At 67.9% G+C, this 25,353-nt stretch carries 25 protein-coding genes and 1 pseudogene; 15 read left to right on the top strand and 11 right to left on the bottom strand.

The annotated features are described in order from the left end of the window. Positions 1-16: 16 nt before the first annotated feature. The 3 genes from ACSBP4_RS08240 to ACSBP4_RS08230 form a co-directional block, all read right to left on the bottom strand. Positions 17-469, bottom strand: a complete 453-nt coding sequence (locus tag ACSBP4_RS08240) for a response regulator (protein WP_435551894.1) — start codon at positions 467-469, stop codon at positions 17-19. Positions 470-538: 69 nt separating this feature from the next. Further along, a complete protein-coding gene (locus tag ACSBP4_RS08235; protein WP_435551893.1) occupies positions 539-1,507 on the bottom strand; it encodes a malate dehydrogenase in 969 nt (322 codons plus the stop codon). A gap of 64 nt (positions 1,508-1,571) precedes the next feature. Next, on the bottom strand, positions 1,572-3,128 hold the full coding sequence (locus tag ACSBP4_RS08230) for a DUF790 family protein (RefSeq protein WP_435551892.1): 1,557 nt from the start codon (positions 3,126-3,128) through the stop codon (positions 1,572-1,574). 114 nt (positions 3,129-3,242) lie between these two features. Between ACSBP4_RS08230 and ACSBP4_RS08225 the strand changes: the two genes are divergently transcribed. Further along, the gene (locus tag ACSBP4_RS08225; protein WP_435551891.1) at positions 3,243-3,824 is read left to right on the top strand and encodes a hypothetical protein; all 582 of its coding nucleotides are present in this window, start codon (positions 3,243-3,245) and stop codon (positions 3,822-3,824) included. Positions 3,825-3,959: 135 nt separating this feature from the next. On the opposite strand, the gene ACSBP4_RS08220 is transcribed toward ACSBP4_RS08225, so the two are convergent. Then, positions 3,960-5,426 (bottom strand): DEAD/DEAH box helicase, encoded by a 1,467-nt coding sequence (locus ACSBP4_RS08220; RefSeq protein ID WP_435551890.1) that lies wholly within the window; start codon positions 5,424-5,426, stop codon positions 3,960-3,962. A 212-nt stretch (positions 5,427-5,638) separates the two neighbouring features. Here ACSBP4_RS08220 and grpE point away from each other — a divergent pair, with 212 nt between their 5' ends. From grpE to ACSBP4_RS08190, 6 genes are all read left to right on the top strand, one after another. Beyond that, complete coding sequence (gene grpE / locus ACSBP4_RS08215; RefSeq protein WP_435551889.1) at positions 5,639-6,706, top strand: nucleotide exchange factor GrpE; 1,068 nt, start codon at positions 5,639-5,641, stop codon at positions 6,704-6,706. A 227-nt stretch (positions 6,707-6,933) separates the two neighbouring features. Further along, positions 6,934-8,865, top strand: coding sequence for a molecular chaperone DnaK (gene dnaK / locus ACSBP4_RS08210; RefSeq protein ID WP_435551888.1), 1,932 nt, complete (start codon positions 6,934-6,936; stop codon positions 8,863-8,865). A gap of 318 nt (positions 8,866-9,183) precedes the next feature. After that, positions 9,184-10,368: a molecular chaperone DnaJ gene (gene dnaJ / locus ACSBP4_RS08205; protein WP_435551887.1), complete on the top strand. Its 1,185-nt coding sequence runs from the start codon at positions 9,184-9,186 to the stop codon at positions 10,366-10,368. A gap of 760 nt (positions 10,369-11,128) precedes the next feature. Then, positions 11,129-11,533, top strand: a complete 405-nt coding sequence (locus tag ACSBP4_RS08200) for a carboxymuconolactone decarboxylase family protein (RefSeq protein ID WP_435551997.1) — start codon at positions 11,129-11,131, stop codon at positions 11,531-11,533. Positions 11,534-11,663: 130 nt separating this feature from the next. Beyond that, positions 11,664-12,254, top strand: a complete 591-nt coding sequence (locus ACSBP4_RS08195; protein WP_373632747.1) for a DJ-1/PfpI family protein — start codon at positions 11,664-11,666, stop codon at positions 12,252-12,254. 106 nt (positions 12,255-12,360) lie between these two features. Continuing rightward, positions 12,361-13,104, top strand: coding sequence for a hypothetical protein (locus ACSBP4_RS08190; RefSeq protein WP_435551886.1), 744 nt, complete (start codon positions 12,361-12,363; stop codon positions 13,102-13,104). Positions 13,105-13,280: 176 nt separating this feature from the next. On the opposite strand, the gene ACSBP4_RS08185 is transcribed toward ACSBP4_RS08190, so the two are convergent. Beyond that, positions 13,281-13,814: a hypothetical protein gene (locus ACSBP4_RS08185; RefSeq protein ID WP_435551885.1), complete on the bottom strand. Its 534-nt coding sequence runs from the start codon at positions 13,812-13,814 to the stop codon at positions 13,281-13,283. A gap of 237 nt (positions 13,815-14,051) precedes the next feature. Here ACSBP4_RS08185 and ACSBP4_RS08180 point away from each other — a divergent pair. After that, positions 14,052-14,282, top strand: a pseudogene (locus ACSBP4_RS08180) (ribonuclease H); the annotation flags it as partial. An 82-nt stretch (positions 14,283-14,364) separates the two neighbouring features. Here the strand turns inward: ACSBP4_RS08180 and ACSBP4_RS08175 are convergent. Continuing rightward, positions 14,365-15,930, bottom strand: a complete 1,566-nt coding sequence (locus ACSBP4_RS08175) for an FAD-dependent oxidoreductase (RefSeq protein WP_435551996.1) — start codon at positions 15,928-15,930, stop codon at positions 14,365-14,367. A gap of 58 nt (positions 15,931-15,988) precedes the next feature. Next, positions 15,989-17,197 carry an MFS transporter gene (locus ACSBP4_RS08170; RefSeq protein WP_435551884.1) on the bottom strand — a complete coding sequence of 403 codons (1,209 nt, stop codon included), beginning with the start codon at positions 17,195-17,197 and terminating at the stop codon, positions 15,989-15,991. 191 nt (positions 17,198-17,388) lie between these two features. On the opposite strand from ACSBP4_RS08170, the gene ACSBP4_RS08165 reads away from it, so the two are divergent. Then, positions 17,389-17,670, top strand: a complete 282-nt coding sequence (locus ACSBP4_RS08165) for a ubiquitin-like small modifier protein 1 (RefSeq protein ID WP_373632756.1) — start codon at positions 17,389-17,391, stop codon at positions 17,668-17,670. A 28-nt stretch (positions 17,671-17,698) separates the two neighbouring features. Here the strand turns inward: ACSBP4_RS08165 and ACSBP4_RS08160 are convergent, their stop codons facing one another. Then, on the bottom strand, positions 17,699-19,369 hold the full coding sequence (locus ACSBP4_RS08160) for an aldehyde ferredoxin oxidoreductase family protein (RefSeq protein WP_435551883.1): 1,671 nt from the start codon (positions 19,367-19,369) through the stop codon (positions 17,699-17,701). A 110-nt stretch (positions 19,370-19,479) separates the two neighbouring features. Between ACSBP4_RS08160 and ACSBP4_RS08155 the strand changes: the two genes are divergently transcribed. The 4 genes from ACSBP4_RS08155 (at position 19,480) to ACSBP4_RS08140 (ending at position 22,726) form a co-directional block, all read left to right on the top strand. After that, positions 19,480-20,133: an HAD family hydrolase gene (locus tag ACSBP4_RS08155; protein ID WP_049966776.1), complete on the top strand. Its 654-nt coding sequence runs from the start codon at positions 19,480-19,482 to the stop codon at positions 20,131-20,133. 78 nt (positions 20,134-20,211) lie between these two features. Continuing rightward, complete coding sequence (locus tag ACSBP4_RS08150) at positions 20,212-21,138, top strand: hypothetical protein (RefSeq protein WP_435551882.1); 927 nt, start codon at positions 20,212-20,214, stop codon at positions 21,136-21,138. Between the two features lie 104 nt (positions 21,139-21,242). Further along, complete coding sequence (locus ACSBP4_RS08145; protein WP_006650828.1) at positions 21,243-21,683, top strand: hypothetical protein; 441 nt, start codon at positions 21,243-21,245, stop codon at positions 21,681-21,683. 80 nt (positions 21,684-21,763) lie between these two features. Next, complete coding sequence (locus ACSBP4_RS08140; protein WP_435551881.1) at positions 21,764-22,726, top strand: M48 family metallopeptidase; 963 nt, start codon at positions 21,764-21,766, stop codon at positions 22,724-22,726. A gap of 3 nt (positions 22,727-22,729) precedes the next feature. Here the strand turns inward: ACSBP4_RS08140 and ACSBP4_RS08135 are convergent, their stop codons facing one another. Continuing rightward, a complete protein-coding gene (locus ACSBP4_RS08135; protein ID WP_435551880.1) occupies positions 22,730-23,449 on the bottom strand; it encodes a DICT sensory domain-containing protein in 720 nt (239 codons plus the stop codon). Between the two features lie 88 nt (positions 23,450-23,537). Beyond that, complete coding sequence (locus ACSBP4_RS08130; protein WP_435551879.1) at positions 23,538-23,828, bottom strand: hypothetical protein; 291 nt, start codon at positions 23,826-23,828, stop codon at positions 23,538-23,540. 236 nt (positions 23,829-24,064) lie between these two features. Here ACSBP4_RS08130 and ACSBP4_RS08125 point away from each other — a divergent pair, with 236 nt between their 5' ends. Then, positions 24,065-24,649, top strand: coding sequence for a GNAT family N-acetyltransferase (locus ACSBP4_RS08125; protein ID WP_435551878.1), 585 nt, complete (start codon positions 24,065-24,067; stop codon positions 24,647-24,649). Between the two features lie 20 nt (positions 24,650-24,669). Here the strand turns inward: ACSBP4_RS08125 and ACSBP4_RS08120 are convergent, their stop codons facing one another. Further along, on the bottom strand, positions 24,670-24,933 hold the full coding sequence (locus tag ACSBP4_RS08120; protein ID WP_049966770.1) for a hypothetical protein: 264 nt from the start codon (positions 24,931-24,933) through the stop codon (positions 24,670-24,672). 56 nt (positions 24,934-24,989) lie between these two features. Between ACSBP4_RS08120 and ACSBP4_RS08115 the strand changes: the two genes are divergently transcribed. Continuing rightward, positions 24,990-25,343, top strand: coding sequence for a hypothetical protein (locus tag ACSBP4_RS08115; RefSeq protein ID WP_435551877.1), 354 nt, complete (start codon positions 24,990-24,992; stop codon positions 25,341-25,343). The last annotated feature ends 10 nt before the right edge of the window (positions 25,344-25,353 follow it).

The raw sequence follows: 25,353 nt of genomic DNA, 5'->3' as shown, positions 1-25,353 counted from the left end.
CGCTGGGTGACTACCGTTACGAGGGGATCGGGGGCAGCGCCGCCTCCTCGATCCAGAACGCCTCGACCGCACGGCCGATGTCGGCGAACTCGTCGGGATCGGTCGGTTTCGTCAGGTAGGCGTTCGCACACAGTTCGTAGCTCCGGACGATGTCCTCGTTCGCTTTTGAACTCGTCAGGACCAACACCGGCAGCGACGCGAGTTCCGGGTCGTCCTTGATCGTCTCGAGGACCTCGAACCCGCCGGTCCTGGGCAGGTTCAGATCGAGCAACATCAGGTCCACTTCGGGGCCGTCCTCGCTCGCCGCCCGTTCGTGAAGGAACTCGAGGGCGGCGTCGCCGTCGGCCTCCGTGTGCAAGCTGACATCGAACGACGCCGTGTTGAACGCCTCCTCGATCAACCGCACGTCGCCGGGGTTGTCTTCGACGAGGAGGAGGGAAACCGATTCCGGGGAAGACTGATGGGACACGTGACTGTCTCGGAATAGTGCGGTCCGGTGGTTAAGGATGTCCACTACAGACGTTGGTATCGGCCCGGATCACGCCAGTGAGCGCCGAACGGCGGCGGCAGCACGCTCGAGTCCGTCCCGCTCGTTCGGGGCCAGGTCCCACTCGACGACCTCGCCGACGCCGCCGGCGTCGAGCCGGACGGGGACGCTCACGCTGACGCCTTCGAGCCCGTACTCGCCGGAAAGCGGGGTCGAGAGACAGACCGGTTCGTCGGTTCCGCCGTCGGCCAGTCGAGCGACGATCGTGGCGACGCCGCGGCTCGTAACCCACCGCGACGAGTCCTCTGGCCCCCGCCGCTCGATGACGTCGTAGGGAACGTCGCGGACGTACTCGAGGACGGCCTCGCGCTCGGTCGCCGAGAGATCGATCGGCTCGCCGTCGACGGTCGCCCGCGAGAACGCGGGGACCATGTGTTCGCCGTGTTCGCCGAGGACCGGACAGGAGACGGCGGCGGGCGAGGTGTCGAACCGGCGGGCAAGTTCGTCCGCGATGCGGGCCGTCTCCGACAGGGAGTAGCCGAGGAACCGCTCGCGGGGCCAGCCGCTCGCCTCCCACAGACGGTAGGTGACCCGATCGGTCGGGTTGGCGGCCACGACCGTCGGCGTCGGGTCGGCCTCGCCGAACCACTCGCCGATGTCGGCGGCGATCTCGAGGTTCCGCTCGAGGTTCGACAGTCGACCGCCCCGTTCGAAGCTGTCGGGGTCGCGCGCGGCGCTCGCGGTGACGACGATCGCGTCAGCCGCGTCGATCGGATCGGGACCCGGGGACGCGCTCGGATCGATCGCGGTGACGGTGCCGGGCGAGTCGTCGCCGAACGACGGACGCCCCGCCGCGGTGGCGACGTGACACTGCGCGTGGCGCAGATCGATCGCATGGCCGGTCGTGACCGCCGTCTGGGGATCCGCGAGCGTGACGGTCGTCTCCGGACGCTGTACCGCCAGCGTGTACGCGACGGTGCTGCCGATCGTCCCACCACCGCCGACGACGAGGACGTTCATGGCCGAGCTATCGGCGCGGGCACTTGTAACTTGGCCGGGAAGTTGTCATCCGGCGGGAGCGCCGTCAGCGCTCGACGAGCGTCCCGCCGGCCAACCCTTCCCACTCGACGCGATACCCCAGCCGCGAGAGGACGGCGCTCGCGTCGGCGATCCCGTACTCCTCGAGGACCGCCTCGGCATCTTCGAGGGCCATCCCCGCCTCGATCGCGTCGGCGAGCGACTCGAGGACGGCCGGCCGGACGAGCGTTCGGCCGACGCGCTCGTGGTCCGGGACGGAGACGTCCGCAAGGGCGTCCTCGCTGACGCCGTGGCGCTCGGCCAGCCGCTCGAGCGCGATCGCGTCCTCGTCGGGCCGGAGTTCGTCGGGCAGGGCGGCCGCGCTCTCGGCGACCAGCTGGCGTTCGTACTCCCGAAGGACGTCGGCGACGTCTTTGACCCGGACCGTTCCCGAGTAGGGGATCGCCCGGTGGTCGCGGGCCGCGATCTCCTCGCCGACGCCCAGCGACTCGTCGACGGCCACGAGCATGTCCACGTCCTCGAGGTCGGCCAGTTGCGAGAGTTTCTTCTCGACGTACTCGGGGGTCCAAAACCCCATGATCTCGAAGTAGAGCCGGAAGTCGCCGTAGGCGTAGTCGAACGCGAAGTCCGGAATCATCACCCGCGTCCCCGTCGCGAGCGGCTCGGGCTCGCGGACGAGGTCCCAGTCGAGATCCAGGTTCGTAAACCGGGCGGCGAAGTCGGCCTCGACGCCGCTGTCGAACGAGACGTCCGCGACCGGTTCGGCGTCGGGCACCTGAACGGGATCATCGTGGGAGAGCGAGAGCGTCCGTTCGGTCCCGCGGTCGTCGATCGTCGCCTCGAGCGACCACCGCTCGGCCGACGCAACGGTCCGCAGCAGCCGGGCGAAGCGAGTGCCGTACCGCCGCGTCGCCCGGAAGAGCCGGGTCGGGCCGGTCACGACGACCTCCCGTTCGGCGATCCCGTCCGCGAGGTCCGTCTCCGCAACCCCGCCGCTCGGCGTCGGTTCCTCCTCGAGTCGCCGGATCTCGTACAGCAGCCGCAGGCGCTTGATCGCCGAGATCAGCGCCTTCGGATCGCTCGAGCGGACCCGGACTTCGGTCGCGTCGAACAGCGCCGTCTGAGCCAGCGAGAGGTTGTACTGGGCGAGCAGGCCGTCGGGGTCCCAACGCGGCTCGACCGCGGTCAGGACCTGTCGTTCCTCGAGGTCGGCGTAGAGGGCGGTCTCGAGGTCGTCCGCCGAGACGTCGAGCGACTCGCCCGCCCGGATCAGCGCCATCGCCCGCTCGTCCTCGGTGACGACGCCGATCGCTTCGGCGGCCTCGAAGGCCGCCCGGCGGGCCTTCTCGGGGTCGATCGCCGCGTCGGTCTCGAACGTCGCCTCGCGCTCGAGCAGCGCCGAGAGGCCGCGGACGAGTTTGAAGTCGTCGGCCTCGTTCTCCAGGGTAGTCAGCGCGTCCTCGAGTTCGCCACGGGGTTCGCCGACGTGGCCCTGATAGGTGCCGATCACCCTGGCCGCGAGCGGGCGTTGGTCGCGGCCGGCGAACTGCGGGTGGTAGCCGCCGCCGGCCCGCGAGACGCGCAGCAGGTCCTTCGTCAGCATTCGTCCGATGTCGGCGCGGCACCGGCAAAAGTGACCCGGACGAAGACCCGGCGATCGCCCTCGCCGACGGGGCTCAGGCACTGATATTACGGCGGTTCGGTTCCACCCTCCGGTATGGACGATTCGTCGCTCCGGATCGCGTACGAGACCCACGACGGGGTTCGGGAACTGATCGACTGCCTGGTACACGCCCTCGAGTCGCTCAGCATCGACTTCGATCGGTGGGACGAACAGTACGTCAAAGGTCCCGGCATGTACGTCGCCGTCGTCATCGGGCCGTCGGTCGCGGACTTCGCGTACCCGATGGGCGACAACACGTGGCCGACGGACCGCTGTCACGACGTTTGTCTCGATCTCGACGCCTTCTACGAGACGGCCCGAGAGGTCGCGAGGACCCGCGACGGGGCCGTCGTCGTCAGCGTCGACGGCGTCGTCCAGGAACAACTGGTCCGGTTTACCGACCTCGGGCCCGACGAACTCGAGAGCGGGAAGGCGGATCCGGACGATCCCGGCTACGAGGACTGGATGGGGTCGCGCCACATGAGCGCACTGGATACCTCCCGGCGGCCGAACGTGGTGTCGACGTTGACGCTGAGCGAGGAGACCGGCCGCGTGACGCGCTTCGAGGACGGCTCGTTCGTGACGACCGAGCGGGGGGACCTCGGTGGAGAGTGGAACGTGGACGATACCCACTGAAGCGACGCGGCAAGACCACACGGGCCGGATCGCGGGACTGTGCCGCCTCGAGCGTGGGCCGACGTGGAGTGCAACGGTCGGTCGGAGTCGCTCGATTCGATCGGTGACGACCCGCTGCGGGGCCCCTTCGGCGCGTCACTCCCGCCGTCGGGCGGCGATCCGTTGCTCGCCGGTATCGGCTGTGATGACCTCGTAGAGGACCGCCCGTCCGCCGTCGGCCTTCGGACGGAGGATCCGCCCGAGTCGCTGGACGAACTCCCGCTCGCTGCCGCTGCCCGAGAGGACGACCGCGACGTTCGCGTCGGGGACGTCGACGCCCTCGTCGAGGACGTTCGAGGTCGCGATCCGGGTATAGCTCCCATCGCGGAACCGCTCTAGGATCTCGCGACGCTCCGCGGCCCCGGTCCGGTGGGTGATCGTCGGAATCAGGAACCGCTCGCTGACGTCGTACGCGAGGTCGTTGTGGGCGGTAAAGACGATGACCCGATCGTCCCGGTGGTCGTCGAGGATCCCCGACAGCGCCTCCAGTTTCGCCTCGCTGCCGAACATGATCTCCCGTGCGCGCTGGCGCGCGAGTAGCGCCTCGCGGGCCTCTGGGTCCGACCCCGACCGCTTGACCAGTTCCTGGTAGTCCGAGCCGCTTCGCATCTCGATGTTCGATCTCGCGAGGTAGCCGGTGAACGTCTCCTGGTTTCGTTCGTATTCCTCGCGCTCCTCGGGGGTCAGCGATACCTCGAGGCGCTTGAGATCGTAGGCCGCGAGGTGGTCGCCGGCGAGGTCGTCCACGTCGACTTGGTGGACGAGCGGCCCGACGAGGGCTTCGACGACCTCGTGGGCACCGTCGGGGCGCTCGAAGGTCGCGGTCAGACCCACCCGCGCGGGGGCGGCGAGCAAGCGTGCGATCTCGCGGTACCCCTCGCCGCCGAGGTGGTGGGCCTCGTCGAAGACGACGAACCCGAACCGGTCACCCACCGAATCAGCCTTCAGATATGCCGAATCGTACGTCGAGACGGTGATCGGCTCGAGTCGTTGCTCGCCGCCGCCGAAGCGCCCGATCGGCGTGTCGAACTCCCGCTCGAGTTCCCGTTCCCACTGCTCGAGGAGGTCGATCGTCGGGACGACGATCAACGTCGGGACCGAGAGCCGCTCGATCGCCTTCAGGGCGATGACGGTCTTGCCGCTGCCGGTCGGCAGTTCGAGGACGCCGGCGGGCGCTCGAGCGGGCGACTCCGGCCCGGGCACGTCGGCCCACCGGTCGGTCTCGAGCCACGACTCGAGCGCCCGTTCCTGGTACGGCCGGAGTTCGTAGGCTGACGCGAGGTCCCCGACGGACTCGAGATCGAGGACGCGGTCCTCGACCGCGGCGTCGGCCCGCCACAGCGCCGCCCGCAGTTCGGCGTAGCGGTAGGCAGGGACGCGCCAGCAGCCGGTTCGGGAATCGGCCTCGAGTTCGGGGACCGATTCCCGGAGCGACGACGGCGAGAGCGGTGCCGTCTTGAGGTCGTCGATCCGAACCGTCCCGTCCTCGTACCGACATTCGATCGCGGTCGGCTCGTCGTTCGGGCTCCGCGTCACGCGTCCCAGTGGGGGGTAGATACACATATACGGTCGGGTACTCGGGACGGCAAATCCGGAGGTGGGGCGGTCCGGGCGACTATAGTAGCCACTGAAATGATTTACACACTGAGCGCGACGCAGTCGTGCGATCAGGTGTGCAATGACTTTCAGTGGCTACTATAGATGGGCACAGCGATGCCGGCGGCTCCGACACGGGTACCTCAACCCTTTTATTACCGCTGTTCGTTGACAGCCATATGAGCGAAGACGAGGGCACGGAGACGTCCGCCCCGGGTGTCCCGTCCGAGGAGGAATCCGACGACGGCGAGACGGCCGCGGCGGACCCCGACGTCTCGACGGATGGGGAATCAGAGCCGGCTCCCGACGTCGAGGAGTCGGACGCGGAACCCGCGGGAACCGACGACGAGAGCGAGGCGACGACCGACGCCGACGGGGACGCTGCCGAGGGCGAGTCGGCCCCCGCGGCGGACGAGACTGACGCACCCGAAACCAGCGAGGACATCCAGCGGCTCCTCGATCGGGTCACCGAGTACGACGACGAACTCGCTCGGCAGGTCAACTCGATCGTCGAGGAGGCCCGCGACCTGAACGGGACCGTCAGCCACCAACGCGAGGAACTCGAGGACCTCGAGCAACGCGTCGAATCACAGGCCGAAACTATCGGTGAACTGCAGGACGAACTCGAGGCCCGCGACGACCGACTCGAGGAATACGAGGAGGAAGTCGAGGACTTGAAAAGCCGGCTCAAGCGTAAGCAGGCCGACTTCCAGAACTACAAGAAACGCGCCAAGAAGCGCCAACAGCAGATCAAAGACCGCGCGACGGAGGACCTCGTCGAGCGGCTCATCACCGTCCGGGACAACCTCAAACGCGCCCTCGAAGAGGACAGCGACGACGTCGAGAGTCTGCAGGAGGGCGTCGAGATGACGCTCAAGGAGTTCGACCGCATCCTCGAGGACGAGAACGTCGCCGAGATCGATCCCGAGCCCGGCACCGAGACCGATCCCCAGCGCCACGAGGTCATGATGCAGGTCGACAGCGACCAGCCCGAGGGAACCGTCGCCGACGTCTACACGCCCGGCTACGAGATGGGCGACAAGGTCATCCAAAACGCACAGGTCACGGTCTCGAACGGGGAGTTCGCCGACGACGAGGACTCGAGCGCCGATGCGGACGGCGACGTCGACGGCTCGAGCGCCGACGACGGCGAGTCCAGGACCGACGAGGAGTCGGCCGAATCCGACGACGGCGAAGAGGACGCAGAGGCGATCGAACTCGGCGGCGAAGTCGCCGACGACGAGTAGCCGTTCTCTCAGAGTATCGCTGCTCTGTCCGTCACGACGACGCAACTGACCGGTTCACAGTCGACCGCCGGTCCGACACGGCGGGCCGATCGACCGATCTCCCCGCCCGTTTTTACTGAGACCCAACTACCGCGAGCGAGCCGCTACTCCCTCGTATCGGGCTTTTATTCGGGTTTCGAGCCCGGCTAGTAACCTTTAAAACAAAGTGCGCACAATACCCCTCCACGATGGCGAGCAACAAAATTCTCGGAATCGACCTCGGCACGACGAACAGCGCGTTTGCGGTGATGGAAGGCGGCGATCCGGAGATCATCGTCAACTCCGAAGGCGAACGGACGACACCCTCCGTCGTCGCCTTCTCCGACGACGAGCGACTCGTCGGGAAACCGGCCAAGAATCAGGCCGTCCAGAACCCCGAAAAGACGATCCAGTCGATCAAGCGCCACATCGGCGAGGAAGACTACACCGTCGAGATCGACGACGAGGAGTATACGCCCGAGGAGATCTCGGCGATGATCCTCCAGAAGATCAAACGCGACGCCGAGGACTATCTCGGCGACGAAGTCGAGAAAGCCGTCATCACGGTCCCCGCGTACTTCTCCGACCGACAGCGCCAGGCGACCAAAGACGCCGGCGAGATCGCCGGCTTCGAGGTCGAGCGCATCATCAACGAGCCGACGGCCGCCTCGATGGCCTACGGCCTCGAGGACGATCAGGACCAGACCGTCCTCGTCTACGACCTCGGCGGGGGGACCTTCGACGTCTCCATTCTCGATCTCGGCGGCGGCGTCTACGAGGTCGTCGCGACCAACGGTGACAACGACCTCGGGGGCGACGACTGGGACGAGGCCATCATCGACTGGCTCGCCGAGGAGTTCGAGGCGGAACACGGGATCGACCTCCGCGAGGACCGCCAGGCCCTCCAGCGGCTCAAAGACGCCGCCGAGGAGGCCAAGATCGAACTCTCCTCGCGCAAGGAGACCGAGATCAACCTCCCGTTCATCACGGCGACCGACGACGGCCCGATCCACCTCGAGGAGTCGCTGACCCGCGCGAAGTTCGAGTCGCTGACCAGCGACCTCATCGAACGGACCGTCGAACCGACCGAGCAGGCCCTCGAAGACGCCGGCTACGAGAAAGACGAGATCGACGAAGTGCTGCTCGTCGGCGGCTCGACCCGGATGCCCCAGGTCGGGGAGAAGGTCGAGGAGCTGACCGGCAAGGAGCCCCAGAAGAACGTCAACCCCGACGAGGCTGTCTCGCTGGGCGCGGCGATCCAGGGCGGCGTGCTTGGCGGCGAGGTCGACGACATCGTCCTGTTGGACGTCACCCCGCTCTCGCTGGGGATCGAGGTCAAGGGCGGTCTCTTCGAGCGCCTCATCGAGAAGAACACGACAATTCCGACCGAGGAGTCGAAGATCTTCACCACCGCGGCGGACAACCAGACGACAGTTCAGGTCCGGGTCTTCCAGGGTGAGCGCGAACTGGCCGAGGAGAACGAGATGCTCGGCGAGTTCCACCTGACCGGCATCCCGCCGGCCCCCGCCGGAACGCCCCAGATCGAGGTCACGTTCTCCATCGACGAGAACGGCATCGTCAACGTCTCCGCGGAGGACAAGGGCAGCGGCACCACCGAGGAGATCACCATCGAGGGCGGCGCCGGCCTCTCCGACTCGGAGATCGAGAAGATGCAGCGCGAGGCCGAGAAACACGCCGAGGAAGACCAGCAAAAGCGCCAGCGCATCGAGGCCCGCAACAACGCCGAGGCCACGATCCAGCGCGCCGAGACGCTGCTCGAGGAGAACGACGAGCAGGTCGACGACGACCTCCGCGCCGACATCGAGGCCGAGATCGAGGACCTCGAGGCGACGATCGACGACGACGAGGCCGACGCCGACGACATCGAGGCCGCGACCGAGAGCCTGAGTGAGGCGCTGCAGGAGATCGGCAAGCAGGTCTACCAGCAGGAAGCCGGTGCGGGCGCTGCCGGAGCTGGCGGTGCGGCCGGCGGCGCAGCAGGTGCCGGCGGTGCCGGAATGGGCGGCATGGGCGGCGGTCCGAACCCCGGCCCCGATGCAGGCGCTGCCGGCGACGAGGGCGAGGAGTTCGTCGACGCCGACTTCGAGGACGTCGACTTCGAGGAAGGCGACGAAGAGTAACGCTCGACGGCTCGCCACTCAGCCCTGTTTCGACGCTCGGTTATCGAATTCCGCGCGTGAAAATAAAGGCAGTACCACGGTGAGCATCCGCGAGCGTAGCGAGCGGTTCCCCGCCGAAGCGGACGAAGTCCGCGGAGGCGGCCTTTTTAGCGTAGATTTTTGCGCCGAGAGGTGAGCGAGTAGCGTGGGACCGGAGGTCCCACGGACCATTCGCGCGGCAACGCCGCGCGAAGATGAAACGAGCGAACCCGAGGCGCAAAAAGGTACTTGCGGAACGGTCGTTTCAAGTGCCTCAGACGAGTATCGGTTGCACAACGAATGAGCGAGGACTTCTACGACGTACTCGGCGTGAGCCCCGACGCCTCGACGGAGGAGATCAAGCAGGCGTATCGGACGAAGGCCACCGAGTACCATCCCGACGTCAGCGACGACCCCGACGCCGAGGAGAAGTTCAAGAAGATCCAGAAGGCGAAGCAGGTCCTGACCGACGAGGAGAAGCGCGAGGCCTACGACCAGATGGGCCACGAGCGCTACGAGCAGGCCGAGAAACACGGCTTCGACGCCAGCGAGTCCGGCGGCGCGGGCGGCATGGGCGGCGGCCCGTTCGGCGGCGGCATGGGCGGTGGCGGTATGGGTGGTATGGGCGGCGGTGGCGGCGGCCTCGGCGACCTCTTCGAGCAGGTCTTCGGCGGCGGTGGCGGCGGCCGCGGTCGTCGGCGGCCCCGAAAGGGCCGCGATCTGCGAACCGAACTCGAGATCGACTTAGCGGAGGCCTACGAGGGCGCTGAAAAGCAGTTCTCGCTCGAGCGGCCCGAGGAGTGTGACGTCTGCGAGGGCGAGGGCCACCCGCCGGAGGCCGACGCCGAGACCTGTCCGGAGTGTCAGGGCCGCGGGCAGGTGACGCAGGTTCAGCAGACGCCGCTCGGCAGGGTTCAGCAGACGACGGCCTGTCCCCGCTGTGAGGGCGAGGGGACGATCTACTCCGAGACCTGCGGCGAGTGTCGCGGCGAGGGCTACGTCCGCACCGAGGCGACGCTGACCGTCGAGGTCCCGGCCGGTATTCAGGAGGGCCAGACGCTGCGGATGGAAGGCGAGGGCGCGCCCAGTCCCGAGGGCGGCCCTCGCGGTGACCTGCTGATCGACGTCTCGATCCGCGACCACGAGGAGTTCGAACGCGAGGGCGACGACCTGCGCTACCGGCTGCCGGTCTCGTTCCCACAGGCCACCTTCGGCGACACCGTCGAGGTCCCCACCCTCGAGGGCGGGGCGGAGTTCGAGATCCCGCAGGGAACCCAGAGCGGCGAGACCTTCCGCCTCGAGGGCAAGGGGATGCCCCGACTGCGCGGTCGCGGGCAGGGCGACCTCTACGTCAAAGTGCAGGTCGTCACCCCCGAGAGCTTAAACGAGGACCAGCGCGAGGCCCTCGAGTCGTTCGCCGAGGCCGGCGGCGACGAGATCGAAGTGAAGGAAGGCTTTTTCGAGAAGATCAAGCGGGCGTTCTAGACGGCCGACGACGGGGTCTATGAACCTGGACCCGCCGTCGAACGCGAACCGACCGCGACCGGTCTTGTCGTTATCATGATTCGTGTTAACTCCCCGCACTGTGGTATCGGATACTTGTCTGACAGGTTCATTACCCCGTGAGGCGTAGCGTAACCGGGTTCCACTGGTAGCGGTGAGCGAGGCTGCGTCAGGCTATTCTTCAAACAGCGAGAGAATCCCGCCGTTCACGGCGGGCGTGAATCGCGTCACTCGACTACTCAGTCTACCGTCGTCGACCGGTCCGAAACCCCAACGCTTAGTACGCACCGAATCGTACGTATTCCCAAGGGTTACGTCGGCTTTCGGCACTTGCGCGGAAGTACGAGACGCGCTGAAACCAACGTCCTGGGTTTTCCGGGGCGAAGGTTCCCACGGTCGGATGGACCACGGTTCATCGGATGCGGGGTTCGCGTCGTTCGCGAGCACGGTAAACCGACCCACTGGGCGGCTAAGTGTGACCGAACCGTCGATGCCGCGAGGCATGACCGCTTGGGTGAGAGACGCTCTGAGAAACCGAGCGTCGATGACACGCTTGCGGATGGGAGCACACGTGGCGGTGCCACAGGACGCTCCCGATCGAGGAACGAAACCCGTTCCACCGACCTCGGGAGAGACAGTCCTGAAACCTGCTCGGCAACAGGCCGGGTTTCCTCGTGCTGGGGAAGCCCCGTCGTTTACCACGGGGAGGACGTCACCGGTGCGACGCCCACAGGTGTTGAGCATGGTATCAACTGAAACGCGAGCGGAGGTCGAAGAGTACCTCGGGCAGGTCCCGAGCTGGATCGACGCGCTGCCGGAGTCGGCCGCGGACCACAGCTGGGAGGTCGTGCGGGATCTCCTGTTGGGAGAGACCGCCCTCGAGCAGCGGGAGAAGGCGCTGGTCGCCCTCGGCGCGGCGTCGGCGATCCAGTGTCCGTACTGCGTTCATTTCCACAGGGAGGAGGCGAAACTCGAGGCGGTGACGGACGACGAACTGAGCGAAGCGATCGCGATCGCGGCCAACGTGCGAAACTTCTCGACGGTACTCCACGGGGCGGAGATCGATCACGAGGAGTTCGTGACCGAGACCGGTGCGATCGTCGACCACGTCAGGGACCAACGGGCCGCGGCACCGAGCGACGACTGAATGACCGGTTTTCCGGTCTCCATATTTTCCGATCCGATCGACTCGGGCGAACCGTCTCCGATTGGTGAGTGTCACGGTAGCGTCCAACACAATCTATGGCGATTATGGTCGAACGAACACGTGGATACCCATGTCACAACAGATCCTGCTCCTCGCGGGCGACTTCGTCGAGGACTACGAGGTAATGGTCCCGTTTCAGGCGCTCCAGATGATCGGCCACGAGGTCCACGCTGTCTGTCCGGAGAAAGAAAGCGGCGATACCTGTCCGACTGCCGTCCACGACTTCGAGGGCGATCAGACATACACCGAGAAACCGGGCCACCAGTTCGAACTGACCCACGACTTCGACGCGGTCGAGCCGTCCGAGTACGACGCGCTTGTCGTGCCGGGCGGCCGCGCGCCCGAGTACCTCCGGACCTACGACGAGATCCTCGAGATTACCCGGCACTTCTTCGCGGAAGACAAACCCGTCGCGGCGCTGTGTCACGGCCTCCAGATCCTCGCCGCGGCGGACGTCCTCGAGGGACGAACCTGTACCGGGTATCCGGCCCTCGAGGCCGACGTCCGCGGCGCGGGCGCGGAGTGGACCGGCGAGGTGACCCGCGACGGCAACCTCGTGACGGGACAGGCCTGGCCGGACCACCCCGAGTGGCTCGCCGAGTTCCTCGAGGTCCTTGGGACCGATGTCGACCATGCCGAGCCGGCGGCCGCCGACGACTGAGCGAGACTGGGGAGACGGGCTGAACCCCGCCGTATAGCGGGGACCGAAGGCGAGACGAACGACACGAGTCGGCGCTCTTTTTCCCCCGCGGTCCTCAGTCCCGACCATGAACGCTGGGACGGTCGACGACCTGCTCACCCGCGAGCTGCGGGACGACCGGATCGCCCTCGTCGACGCGACGGGGCGGGAGTACGACTACCACTGGCTGTGTACGACCGCGTGGAAGGCCGGCAACTTCCTGCGCCACTCGGGGGTTCGCGAGGGCGTCACCGTCGGTGTCGTCGGCGACGGGCCGCTGGCCCTGCTCGCTTTCTTCGGGACGACGCTGCTCGAGGGGACCACTCGTTTCGACCCGCCCACAGACCTCACGGACGAGGGCGACTTCCGAACGCTCGTCGCGCCGGTCAGCGCGCTCGAGTCCTACGACCTTCCGCAGGGCGCACAGCGGGTCGGTTACGGCGACGAGCCCGACGCGCCCGACGTCCATCACTTCGACGCGGGACTGTGGAGCGAGAACCCGTCGTTCCCGCCGCTGGCGATCGATCCCGACACGGCGATCCTGACCGACGGCGAGCGGACGGTGACGCACGAGCAGGTCCTCGAGGCCGCACACGGCGTCCTCGAGGGGACCGACCTCGAGGCCGACGACCGCGTCGTGGTCCGCGGGCCGCTGTCGGACCCCCGAACCGTCGTCGCGGGCGTGATCGCGCCGCTGCTCGCGAAGGCCGTAATCGTCCTTCCGGGTGACGCGAACGACAGTGAGGAACTGGGTGACTACGCCGTCTCGAGCGCGACCGTCGACTCGGTCCCGGAGCCGACGAGGATCGATCTCGAGTCGGTGTCGCTCTAGCGCGAGAGAGGACACGGGTTTGTCATTTGGATCGCTTCGAAAACCCTCGGCCAGTGGGGGTGCAGACGCGTCGACGAACCGGCGACGACGAACACGAGCCAGTCGAGAGCCCACTCGGAATACACACGGCGTGCGGTGTGGCCCCTTCTTCTTCGAAGGGACGGGTTGGATCCACGCTACTGGATGATGGACATGAGGTCCTTATGCAGGCCTATTACCGCCTGTGCGATTCGTCGCCGCCGCCGCGATTTGGTATCGATCTCTATGCCGCGACTCTCGATCCACCGCCGCACTTTGCTACTGCCGGCGTTCCGGTCGATGCCGACCTGCCAGAGGTGTTTGATCGGGTGTCGCAGCCAGTTGTACTCCTCGTGGGCGAACACGTCGATATACGTCGGTGAGTGAGCGATGAGGATGACGTGAATCTGCCTGTCGGCGAGCAATGTCCGACGATACGTCCAGCTCCCGTTCGGCTCCGACCCGACCGGCGGCTGGTGATACCACGCCAGTGGGTCCCACTCGAAGCCGTGTTCCTGGAGCGTCTCCGTGAACTCGCCCAGCGGCCGCCGAACGGTGCCGACGTATTCGGTATCGCGAAGGCGGTACTGGGGCTGTCCGAGCGTTCGCCCGAGTCGGGTGATCACGGGACCGAGCAACTGTCTCACGCGGTAGGGCACGTCGGGTTCGAGCGCCTCGACGATCGTCCGCATTTGTCGGTCGTGGGGTTTCCAGTGCCTCGAATGTATTGCCGGCACGGCGATACGCGACGGACGCAGCGACACCGCGTCAGGGGCCGTCGGATTCGAACCGGCCCGCCCCCGGTGCCACCTGAAGGAATTATCCCGTTCGACCACCGAGGGCCGGTATGCAGTGGTGCGATCGGCCGTCGAGCACAGCCGTGAGCAAGGCTGTACGAGTCCGGAACCGAAGCCCGAGGGGGCGGTGGCGTGACTGACGACCGACTCCCGTCCGAACGGCTCTCGCCGCTCGCCGCGCTCGTTGACGAGGTACTCGCGGGCGTCGGCTACGAGGTGGCGGCCGCCACCGACGCCATCGACGACGCCGTCCCCGGCTACGGCGGCCTCTTCGATCCCGATACCACCCCGGCCGAGTTGCGCCGCGCGCTCGAGAACCTGCTCGAGTCCAGTACACGCAGCTGGCCGACAGCGACCCAAACCCCGCCGATGCACTGGCGACAGCAGGTGCGGATATCGCGGCCTTCGGAACCGGATAGGAGCAACATGCCGCTTCGAGCGGGCGTCAGAGCTGTCGGTACAGCAACCCCTCGACGGCGGGCCCCGAGAGTACGTCACCGTCGTGAGTGAACCGCGAGCCGTGACAGGGGCAGTCCCAGGTCTCCTCGGCGTCGTTCCACCGGACGAGACAGCCCATGTGCGGACAGGTCGCCGAGACGGCGTGCGTCGTCCCCTCGTCGTCGCGGTAGAGTCCCACGGGCTGGCTCACGCGCCGGACGACACGGGCGTCGCCCCGCGGCAGGTTATCAGCGGCGTCGGCCCCGAGCGCGGCCAGCAGGGACTTGATTCGGTCGCCGACGAAGCTCCCACCGACCGTCGCGTTCTCCTCGAGGAAGCGCTTGGCCGACGCTTTTGGGGTGAACCGCTGGGGGTCGAAGACGTCCGCCCACGGGCTCGAGCCCTCGACGATCAAGTCGGCGAGGATCGTTCCCGCGGCGGTGCCAGTCGTCATTCCCCAGCCGTCGAACCCGGTCCCGACGTAGACGCCCTCCGAGAGCGGATCGATCCGGCCGATGAAGGGGACGGAGTCGACCGGGGAGTAGTCCATCGTCGACCAGCGGTACTCGACCGACTCGACATCGAAGCGATCGCGGGCGAAGGCCTCGCAGCGACGATACCGCTCGGAGGTCGGCACGCTGCTGACGCTCGGCTTGTGACTCTGACCGCCCACGAGCAGGAGATCGTCGTCCTCGTCGCCCGCGCTCTCGTCGTCAGCGACCGAGTACGTCCGCATCGTCGCCGCCGGCGAGGCCGTGTTGTAGTACATCCCCTCCGGCGGCGTCCCGTTGATCCGGACGGGCAGCAGGTACGCGCGGTGGGGGTGCATCCGCGCGAAGTAGCCGGCCCGATCGAGAACCGGGAAGTGGGTCGCGACGACCACATCGTCGGCGACGACGGTCCCGTGGTCGGTCTCGACGCGACACGGCGACCCGGGGTCGACCTCGAGCGCGCGGGTCTCCTCGAAGACGTGGCCGCCGTCGTCGTGGATCGCCTCGGCGACGGCGAGCAGGTACTTCCGGGGATGGAAGGCAGCCTGCTCGTCGAAGCGGACCGCACCGGGTACCTCGAACGGCAGCGGGGTCTCCTCGACGTACGACGCCGGCAGGCCGAGTCGCTTTGCGGCCTCGACCTCGTCCCGGACCTGCTCGACGTCGTCGGGCGAGGCGGCGTACGTGTAGGCCGGCGTCCGGCGGAAGTCACAGTCGATGTCCAACGCCGCGACGCGCCGTTCGACGGTTTCGATCGCCGCCTCGTTCGCTGCGGCGTACTGGCGCGCTTTCTCCCTCCCGAACTGTGAGACGAGCCGATCGTAGCACAGTCCGTGCTGGGAGGTAAGCTTCGCCGTCGTGTGTCCGGTCGTCCCCTCGACGATCCGGTCGGCCTCGAGGACGGCGACCGAGCGGCCGGCGTCTTGCAGTTCGATCGCGGCGCTCAGACCGGTGATTCCGCCGCCGATGACGGCCGCGTCGACGGTGAGACCGTCCTCGAGCGTGCCGTACTCGGTCGTGGGGGTCGTGGCGAGCCACAGCGACTCGGGACGCCGGGACTCGACTGGGTTCGGGTTCGCCATCGGGATGCGGGTCGGGCTATCCACACCCAGACAAAAGGACCGAGGGGTGGATGCGGGGTCAGGACGCCGCGCCGCGGAGCCGGCTCGTCCCCAGTCCGACGGCGGCGATACCGGCGATCGCTGCGGCAGCGGCGAAGACGCCGTCGACGCCCGCGAGGGGAACGAGCGCTCCGAACAGGACCGGCGAGAGGAACTGTCCGGTGTAGCCGACGGAGGCGATGTAGGAACTGAACTGCCCCTGTCGGTCCGGCGGGACGAGGGCTTCGACCCAGGCGAACGTCGACGGGAAGACCAGGCCGATCCCGAGGCCGAACAGGACTACCGGCAGGGCCGCGCCCACGGCGGTCTCGACGACCGTCGCGGTCGCGAGCCCGCCGGCCCAGAGGACAAAGGCCGCGAGGACGAGCGTCGACCGATCGGCGTAGCCCAGCAGTCGGTCGTAGGCGATCGCCGAGACGCCGCCCGCAGCGCCGTTGGCGGCCAGATAGAGGCTGATCCGGAGCGACGAGGTTACGCCGATACCGGAGAGCAACTGGGGGTAGTAGACGACGATCACGTACAGCAGGGCGTTCGCCCCGAAGTACAGCAGGTAGACTAGCGGAAGCGCTGGCCGGTCACGAAAGACCGCGAGGACGCCGCCGCCCCCGCGTTCCGCCCCGTCGGCCCGGCCGCTCCCGTTCGCCGCGGTATCGGTCCCGTCGCTCGAGGCCGTCATCTCGGGGACCGTCGCCGCGGCCAGCAGGCCGAGGGGTACGGCGACGAGATAAATGCCGAACGGGGCGTTCCACGCGAGGCTCCCGGCCACGCCGCCGACGAGGGGCCAGACCGCCGCGCCGGCGCTGTTCGCGCTGCTGCGATAGCCCAGCGCCCGTTCCATCGCCTGCCCCTCGTAGAGATCGTAGATGAGGACGGTCACCGACGTATACACCGCGGCGGTCCCGAGTCCGAGGACGACGCGGGAAGCCAGCAGCGGGAGGAACGCGTCGACGAACAGTCCCGCGCCGCCGCCGAGGCCGTAGACGAACAGGCCGCCAACGAGGGGCCGACGCGGTCCGATCCGGTCGACGAGCGCTCCCACGAGCGGGCTCGCGAGGACGATCACGCCGCCGTGGGTGGTGATGATCAGGCCGGCCGCGGATCCCGACACCCCGAGTTCGTCGCGTATCTGTGGGACGATCGGGCCGAGGATCGCCCCGGCCATGACCGTCAGCGTCGCCGCGGCCACCACGACCCAGAGCGTCCGCCGGCGCTGTGTCGACGTTACCACTGGTCGGCTCTCCGAAGTGAACATCCAACAGGATTGTGATCGCGGTCGACGCTGCCGACGGGATGGCGTCGGCCGAGCGTGACTGGCTTCGGCCACGCGCAGTCCCGACCGACCCCGTAGCGTCACGACCGCGTGTTCGTCGCGGCACTCGCCCCGTCGATTTCAAGGCCTCTCCCGTCGAACGGTTGGTCGTGCAACTCGAGTGCGTCTTCTTCGGCCCCTTTCGCGACGCGGTCGGCGAGAAGACCGTTCGCTACGAGACGGAGGCCGAGACCGTCGGCGACCTCTTGACCGACCTCGAGACCGCGTTTCCGGGCCTCGAGGGGGAACTCGTCGCCGACGACGGGGCGGGGTTGGCCGGGGACACGGTCGTCACGAAGGACCAACGCAACGTCGTCCATCTCGAGGGGCTCGAGACCGAACTCGATCCCGACGCGGTGATCCGGCTGGTGCCGTCGGTGTACGGCGGTTGACGGGGACCGAGAGACGTCGTCGAACGCCTCAGTCGGCCGACGGCGCGGGCGGCGACTCGATCTCGCGGGTCGGGATCGTCCCGTCGTCGTTCCAGCCCCGCGCTGCGTAGTACTCGCCGATCGCTTCGTCGAGGTCGGGGATCTCGTAGGGGAGGTCGTCGTCCTCGCGGTCGAACCCCCGTCGGTTGTTGAAGTGACGTTCGAGTTCCACCGCTCGGGCTCCGACCTCGAGCAGCGTCTCGTACTCGGCGTCGAACAGCGTTTCGAGCCGGTCGGGGGTGGCGTAGTCGCGCCCGAAGACGCAGACGATGCCGGTGTCGAGGAAGGCGGCGAGGTCCTCCCGCTCGACCAGCCGTTCGGCCTTGCCCAGCGTCCCCTGCGGGTCGAGTTCACCGCTGTACTCCAGCGCGAGCATGCTGGCGTAGAGGTGGTCGGCGCCGCGGTTCGCGACGGCGTAGGACAGCCCCTGCCCGTGGAGGACGCGGCCGTCGTGGGCGGCGAACTCCATGCCCTTCACGGTGTAGTTTTCGACCCCCAGCTCGTCGTGGGTGCGATCGACCCCCTCCGCGAGCAGGTCGCCGATCCCCTCGCGGCGGGCGATCTTTTCGGTGATCTCGTGGGCGAGGTCCGCATCGCCGAACGCGTCCTCGCTCTCGAGGTAGGCCGCGACCGTGACGCCCGCGGAGATGGTGTCCATCCCCAGCGTGTCACAGAGTTCGTTCGACTGCATGACGTCGACGACGTCGTCGACCCCCTGCATCGAGCCGAAGGCGTAGATCGTCTCGAACTCCGGCCCTTCGGTCTCGAGGCCGGTCTCCTCGTCGCGGGTCGGGAGCTTGCAGGCGTAGGCACAGGCCGAGCAGGCCCCTTTCTTGTACTTCTTTGACTCGACGGCGTCGCCGCCGATGGCAGCGGCCCCCTCGAACTCGTACTCCCGGAAGTACCGGGTCGGCAGCGAGAAGTTGTCGTTGATGAACTCGGTGCCGCCCGCGGTGCCCTGGCTGCGCATCCGGTCGTCGGCCGTCGCCGCCTCGCGGTGGATCTCCGACTCCGGCGGGTCCGGGATCTCGACCGGCGGCTCGGCGTCGCCCGCGAAGGTGACGCACTTGACGTTTTTCGCGCCCAGCACCGCGCCGAGGCCGCCGCGGCCGAAGGCCCGCGAGTCGAAGGTCATTACCGAGGCGAAGCGCACCCGGTTCTCCCCCGCCGGCCCGATTGCGATGCAGTGTTCCGGACCCAGATCGTGCTGCTCGGTCATGTACTCGGACGTTTCGGGTACCGTGGCCCCCTCGAGGTCGGGCACCGGCTCGAACTCGACGCCAGAATCAGTGACGTGGACCGCGAGCAACTCGTCGCTCTGGCCGACGATCTCGAGGGCGCTGATCCCGGTCCCGACGAAGTTCCGCGAGAGATACCCCCCGGCGTTGGCCGAGACGAGGCCGTCGGTCAGCGGCGAGAGCCCGGTCATGTTCATCCGGCCGGTAAAGGACATCCGCGACTGCTGGAGCGGGCCGGTCGACACGTAGACCCGGTTTTCCGGGCCGAACGGGTCGGCGTCGAAGGGAATCCGTTCGTGGGCAAGCGCCGTCGCGGCCGCCCGCCCGCCGATCGCGTCCGCGAGCAACTCGTCGATATCCGTCCTGCGTGCGGTCCGCTCGTCCACGTCGACGGTGAGCAGCGGGCCTTCTGCGTGAAGCATGATACCCCATAGCAGGGGAACCCCCTTAGCTTTGGGTCGTCGTGACACGACGGCGTGCCCGGTTCCGATCGGACAGGTTTAGGACCCTCGAGCGGACACCGTCGAGACGAATGCAGTACGATACGGTCCTGTTTGACTTCGACGGCGTCGTGGTCGAGACGCCCTCGAGCCAGCGACTGGCCGACGCCCTCGAGCGGGTCTACGAGCGGCTTGGGCGGTCGGGCCCGGCGGCGGAGACGGTCCGCGAGTTGATGGCCGGCGACTTCGATGCGGTCGCGACGCGGTGTCGGGACCTCGGCATCGAGGCCGACACGTTCTGTGAGCGAGCGGCCCGCGAACTGGTCCGGACCCAGTGTGAGTCCGTCGAACAAGGCCTGCGCTCGGCCTACGACGACGTCGCCGCGGTCCGTTCGCTCGAGGTCCCGCTCGGGATCGTCAGCGACAACCACCCGACCGTCGTCTCGACGCTGCTCGACCGGTTCGGGTTCCGATCACCGTTCGAGACGGTTCGGGGCTGTCCGCTGACGCCGGCCGGCCTGGCCCGGCGCAAGCCCGATCCAACGAACATAGAGGCCGCGCTCGCCGACCTCGAGGCCGAGTCGGCGCTGTACGTCGGCGATAGGGCCGTCGACGTGCGGGCGGCCGACAACGCCGGGATCGATTCGGCGCTGCTCTCGCGGTCCGGCACGGACTCGACGGACGTAGCCGTCGATCCGACCTATCACCTCTCGTCGCTCGCGGCCGTGCCCTCGATCGTCGACTGAGTCCCGGCGATCGTCCGTCGTGACGCCGGTGGCAGATTCGTGGCCGCGCTTTTTCAGCCCCGTCCGCGTAGCCAGCGTATGGAACCCGACGACACCTGGACGAGCCTCCGGCGACAGTGCGAGGCCCTCGAGCCGGGTGCGGAGCTGCTGACGCCGGTCTCCGAGCGGCCCTTCGGGATCGAGCGCACCGACGACGACCGGCTCGTCGTTCGGTTCGGCGACAGCGGCGAGACGCGGCCGCTCTGGCGCGAGCAGTTCGTCGTCTTCCTCGAGCGACTCGACGAGGGGGCGGTCCCGATCGAGGGGCTCCAGCCGGGCGTCGAGCCCTACGCCAGCGTCCTGACGCTGGCCGCGGCGTACACGGCCGACGGCGACGCGATCCGGTACGATCCCGACGCCGCCGGCGGGGAGAGCCCGTTTCTCGTCTCGGCGGCGGCCGCGCGGGACCCGCCCGAGCGCGTCCACGACGACGCGCTCCTGCTCGCCGCCGTCCTCGAGCGGATCGACGCCGACGAGCCCGCCGCCCTCGACACCGAGGCGCTGACCGACCTCTACGTGCTGGCCTCCGATACCCAGCACGGGGCCGATCGCCTGCGGCGCTCGGCACGGGACCCGCTGCTCGAGCGACTCGGACCGGACCAGCGGCTGCACGGCCGCTACGGTACCGTCCGCCGGACGACGCGGGAGCGCCAGCGCCCGAAAGACGAAGCGTCGATCTTCGAGGCCCTCGACGATCACGGCATCCCCCGCGAGTGGGTCACCGGCATCGACCGGGACAAACTCGACGTCGTACTGGCCGTGACCGACCTCGAGGAGGACGCCGTCTACGACGTCGAGGAGGACGTCTACGTCCAGAAGGTCGGCGTCGACGAGGACGAGAAGTACACCCGCCTGCAGGGGCTGGCCGACCGGATCGACGACCTCGCTGACGCCGAGGGCGAGGAACTGCGCGCGGAACTCGACGCGATCGAGGATCGGCTCGAGGAGGCGCTGTCGGCGGGGTAGTTCCGGCGGTGACGGCGTCCCGGCGCTCGCCGGGGCGATCGGGAGTTCCGGACGACCGCGGTCCGTCCGGAACCGTTATTTTATATCGGAAACTCGTTCGGTGCATGCAACTCTCGAGGCGAACGGTCCTCGCGTTCGGCGGCGCCCTCAGTGCGGGAGCGCTATCGGGCTGTACCGGGTTCTTCTCGGAGCCGTCGCCACTCTCACTGACGCTTCTCAACTTCGATTCGACGCGACACGAGGTGACCGTCGAGGCGACGAGACGGGACGCGGAGACGTATCAGGAGGCGGTCGCGCTCCGAGAACAGTACGAACTCCCGCCGCCAACCGGGGACGACGTCTCGTCCGAACTATCGGTCGACGACGTCCTCGAGAGCGACGGGTACGTCGTGACCGTCGCGCTGGACCGATCACCGGTGAGGGCGACGTATCAGTTCTATCCGGCGCTCGCCGACGACCCCGAACGGGACGACCGACTCTTCATCGAGGTTCGGCCCGTCCCCGACGGAGCGGGACAGTACTTCGAGTTTCAGCAGAACCACTGACCGTCGGCGAGCGACGATCGATCGGGTTGGGCCGTCCGATACCCGTTTCAATCGGCCGTCCCTACACGCGACCGACAACGATGTCCGTCGCTCGAGCGGGAAACGGGACCCGGCTCCTGATGGCACTTGTCGGCCTCGCCGTCCTGGTGTGGTACCTCGCGCTGGCCGCGGTCAGCTACTGGGTGCTGTCGGTCCTTCGGGTGACCGCACCGGGTCCACTCGGCACGCTCGCGTTGATCGTCACTGTCGCCGTCGTCGGCGGCGTACTGAGCTACCGCTTTGGCACGTCGCAACTGCTCTCGAGCCTCGAGGCGGTCGAACTCCCCCGGTCACACGCGCCCGTCCTCTTCCGCCGGCTCGATCGCCTCGAGTCGCGGATGGACGTCGACTCGCCGACGGTCCTGCTTGCACGATTGCCGATGCCCAACGCATTCGCGCTGGGCACGGCGGGCAACGGGACGATCGTCCTCGATCGGTCGCTGTTCCGACTGCTCTCGCCCGACGAACTCGAGGCGCTGGTGGCCCACGAACTCGCCCACCTCGAGCGCTACGACGCGTTCGTCCAGACGCTGGCCTACAGCGGTTTCCGGACGCTCGCCGGGCTCGGCTTTCTCGTGTTGGCCCCGGTCCTGTTGCCGATCGCGGGGATCGCTCGGGCGGTCGCGTGGCTCCGTGGGCGGCCGGGATCGTGGCAGCGAACGGCGTTCGGTCGGCTGCTGGTGGTACTCGAGTCGGGCGCGGTGTTCGCGTTCCTGGCCGTGACGCTGCTGGTCCGGGCCCACTCGCGTCGCCGGGAGTACGCCGCCGACGATCGGGCCGCCGCGGTGACCGGCAAGCCGGTCTCGCTGGCTCGCGCACTCCGCCGAATCCAGCGGGCCGCGGAGCCCCCGCGCGGGCTGCTCGCACCGCTGTACGTTACTCCCGACGACAAGGGCGCACTGAGCCGGCTGCTGTCGACCCATCCCTCGACGGACGACCGGATCGAACGGCTGCTCGAGCGCGCTCGAGACCCCGACGAGACCGTCAGCGCGACGGCGAGGTAACGCTCACAAGTGGTCCATGCGGGCGATCACGTCGTCGACGACGGGGGGTCGTTCCGTCCAGAAGCCGTAGAACCGATTCGGGCCGCGCTCCTGGGCGAGCAAGACGAGTTTCTCCTCGTCGTCGCCGGCACCGTCATAGGCGACCCACCAGTGGCGGCGGGCCTCCGCGTCGGTGCTGGCGTGGGTCGTCAGGTCGACGTCCGGTCGCGGTCGACGGTCGGGCTCGCCGTAGACGTGAACGTCGACGTCCGACGTCGCCAGATCGCGGTACACCTCCGGCTGGTGGTCGATCTTCGACAGTTGCTGGAACCCCGCGTGGAGTTCGCCCTCGCCCCCGTTCCAGGCCCGGAACTCGACGGTCCGGGAAGCCATGATCATCCGCTGCTTGTCGTAGGACTCGAAGTAGTTGTCCCGGAGTCCCGTGACCACGGCCGGCGGGTCGGCCCGCAACCCGACCGCCATCGACTCCTCCCAGGCCCGGGCGTACCGACGGACCGCCGCGAGCGGACTCGATTCGATCCGGCGACCGTCCGCGAGCAGGTCGACTACGTCCGCCGGGCGATCCGGCGCATCGACGAACTCGAGGTCGACGTCGTGGGGTTCGAAGAACGCCTCGAGCGCGTCGTCGTTGCTTCGGTCGGACACGTTGCAGAACCGGACGGTCTTGCGGTCGGTCTCGATGCGCTCGATACAGTCGGAGAGGGAAACCGTGGAGACGTTCACTACGCATGAGTAGTCAGCTCGGCTATTCGTCGACCGGGCTACGTTGTTAGGGGTACCGCCCCCGTAATCCTGTGGACTCGTCGGTCGGCTACCGGTTGGTGGTCCACCCGCACTTGAGGCAGGTGTCCGACGTTCCGTCGGTGATCGTGGCCCCCGAACAGACCGGACAGGCACGGTGCGTCCCGCCGTCCGCGATCGCCCGCCCGCCACGCTCGTCCGCTGTGCCCCCGCCCGGGTCGTCGGGCGCGACCGCGTCCGGGAGATCGGGGTGACAGCTCGCACAGACGCGCTCGGTTCGGCGGTGTGTCATCGCCTCGGTCCGCCGTCGGTGTCGGAACCGTCGCCGTACGTCGTCGCCGCAGGCGTCGCATTCGGCCATCTCATGCCAATAGTTGTCATGACAAAGGATAAAGTTTCGGCTATCGCAACTATATTCCCGGAAGTCTGGTTTGAATGGCTCCTCTTGGGGCCAAAATCGTCCAAACACTCGAATTATGTCTGTATAGTTGACTGAATAAACATTCGTCTGGGCTGTCGTCCGTTCGGCCCGTTCACCCCCGGGGCAATCCTGCCAACCCACAAACGCTTTTGCCCGCACGTCGCCTACGCCGAGACATGTACGTGCGGGACGCGAAAAACAGGGAAGAGGTCTGGCTGCTCGACCACATCGAGTCGATGGGGCTCGACGAAACGGCGTTCCGCTCGCGCGACTACGTCGTGGCGATCGACGAGGCGTCCGGCGAGAAGGCCGGCTTCGGCCGCATCCGCATTCACAAGCCCGACGACGGCGACGATGTCTGTGAACTGACCAGCATCGGCGTCCTCGAGAGCTGGCGCGGGCAGGGCGTCGGTGCCCACGTCGTCGAGCGGCTCGTGGAGTACGCCGGCGACGAGGGATTCGACACCGTCTATGCCCTGACCGGCGAGGGTCCATACCTCGCCCAGTTCGGCTTCCAGCGGGTCGACGAGTCGGCGCTGCCGTCGGTCCTCCGGGAGCGACTCGAGGCCAAGCGCGAGGGGGCGGATCCGGACGCGAAGCCACTGGCGATCGACGGTGCCGAGTTCCGGGTCCCCGATCGGCTTCGCGAGGCGTTCAAACATGCCCCCGAGGGCCGGGCCGAGGCCGACGACGACGAGTCGCCCGAGGACTTCGGCATCGACCCCGAGTCGGCGACGTACAAGTACGACACGGGGCGCTGAGTCGGATGGCGACGCTTCCGTCAGCGACTCGATCCCGGTCGGCCGGCGCGCTCGTGAAACCCGTGGCGGAACGCGACCCAGCAAATTCCACAGAGAAAGACGATCGGCGGCGCAACGGCGAAGGCCCACAGCGGGTCCAGCCCCCACACCAGCAAGAGCAGGAGGTGCCCGGCCCCGATCGCCAGAAACGGCGCGACGTAGCGGGCCGCGCGGCGACGGTCGTCACCGCCGCGGGCCGGCGTCGACGCCTCGGCGGACTCCTCGAGCGACGCGTCGCCGGACATACGCGTGCCGTCGACGCCGCGAAAGATAAGTGGCCGTGGCGACACGAGTGACTCTCATGGAGACGAACCGATCCGACGAGACGGGCGACCGGACCGACGCGGGAGAGACGGCGGATCACGGTGACCCGACCGATGACGACGACGGCGTCCGCGTCTGGCTCGTCGAGCGAACCTACGGCGACGACGAACTCAACATCGTCATCCTCGTGTACGCGACCGAAGACGGCCGGCGGTATCACCGGCGCGAGCGGGCGCTGACGAGCTTCGGCGGCCCCGCTCGCGAGACGAAGGCGAGTCTGGTCGTGCCGCCGAACTCGCTTGGTACCGTCGACGACGTGGCGACCCAGGAGCGTTACGCCGAGGAGGCTGCGCGGATGGCCGCCCGACACGACCCCGAGGACAGCGTGTGATACGGTCTCC

Source organism: Natrinema sp. CGMCC1.2065 (assembly GCF_051225675.1).
Classification (GTDB): domain Archaea; phylum Halobacteriota; class Halobacteria; order Halobacteriales; family Natrialbaceae; genus Natrinema; species Natrinema thermotolerans.
Note: the sequence above shows the minus strand (reverse complement) of the source record. Positions and strands in the feature narration are given on the sequence as shown.

Coding starts and splice junctions, on each gene's coding strand:
- ACSBP4_RS08235 (WP_435551893.1), bottom strand. CDS start 1,507: ATGAACGTCCTCGTCGTCGGCGGTGGTGGGACGATCGGCAGCACCGTC.
- ACSBP4_RS08230 (WP_435551892.1), bottom strand. CDS start 3,128: ATGCTGACGAAGGACCTGCTGCGCGTCTCGCGGGCCGGCGGCGGCTAC.
- ACSBP4_RS08225 (WP_435551891.1), top strand. CDS start 3,243: ATGGACGATTCGTCGCTCCGGATCGCGTACGAGACCCACGACGGGGTT.
- ACSBP4_RS08220 (WP_435551890.1), bottom strand. CDS start 5,426: ATGTGTATCTACCCCCCACTGGGACGCGTGACGCGGAGCCCGAACGAC.
- grpE (WP_435551889.1), top strand. CDS start 5,639: ATGAGCGAAGACGAGGGCACGGAGACGTCCGCCCCGGGTGTCCCGTCC.
- dnaK (WP_435551888.1), top strand. CDS start 6,934: ATGGCGAGCAACAAAATTCTCGGAATCGACCTCGGCACGACGAACAGC.
- dnaJ (WP_435551887.1), top strand. CDS start 9,184: ATGAGCGAGGACTTCTACGACGTACTCGGCGTGAGCCCCGACGCCTCG.
- ACSBP4_RS08200 (WP_435551997.1), top strand. CDS start 11,129: ATGGTATCAACTGAAACGCGAGCGGAGGTCGAAGAGTACCTCGGGCAG.
- ACSBP4_RS08195 (WP_373632747.1), top strand. CDS start 11,664: ATGTCACAACAGATCCTGCTCCTCGCGGGCGACTTCGTCGAGGACTAC.
- ACSBP4_RS08190 (WP_435551886.1), top strand. CDS start 12,361: ATGAACGCTGGGACGGTCGACGACCTGCTCACCCGCGAGCTGCGGGAC.
- ACSBP4_RS08185 (WP_435551885.1), bottom strand. CDS start 13,814: ATGCGGACGATCGTCGAGGCGCTCGAACCCGACGTGCCCTACCGCGTG.
- ACSBP4_RS08175 (WP_435551996.1), bottom strand. CDS start 15,930: ATGGCGAACCCGAACCCAGTCGAGTCCCGGCGTCCCGAGTCGCTGTGG.
- ACSBP4_RS08160 (WP_435551883.1), bottom strand. CDS start 19,369: ATGCTTCACGCAGAAGGCCCGCTGCTCACCGTCGACGTGGACGAGCGG.
- ACSBP4_RS08155 (WP_049966776.1), top strand. CDS start 19,480: ATGCAGTACGATACGGTCCTGTTTGACTTCGACGGCGTCGTGGTCGAG.
- ACSBP4_RS08150 (WP_435551882.1), top strand. CDS start 20,212: ATGGAACCCGACGACACCTGGACGAGCCTCCGGCGACAGTGCGAGGCC.
- ACSBP4_RS08145 (WP_006650828.1), top strand. CDS start 21,243: ATGCAACTCTCGAGGCGAACGGTCCTCGCGTTCGGCGGCGCCCTCAGT.
- ACSBP4_RS08140 (WP_435551881.1), top strand. CDS start 21,764: ATGTCCGTCGCTCGAGCGGGAAACGGGACCCGGCTCCTGATGGCACTT.
- ACSBP4_RS08130 (WP_435551879.1), bottom strand. CDS start 23,828: ATGGCCGAATGCGACGCCTGCGGCGACGACGTACGGCGACGGTTCCGA.
- ACSBP4_RS08125 (WP_435551878.1), top strand. CDS start 24,065: ATGTACGTGCGGGACGCGAAAAACAGGGAAGAGGTCTGGCTGCTCGAC.
- ACSBP4_RS08120 (WP_049966770.1), bottom strand. CDS start 24,933: ATGTCCGGCGACGCGTCGCTCGAGGAGTCCGCCGAGGCGTCGACGCCG.
- ACSBP4_RS08115 (WP_435551877.1), top strand. CDS start 24,990: ATGGAGACGAACCGATCCGACGAGACGGGCGACCGGACCGACGCGGGA.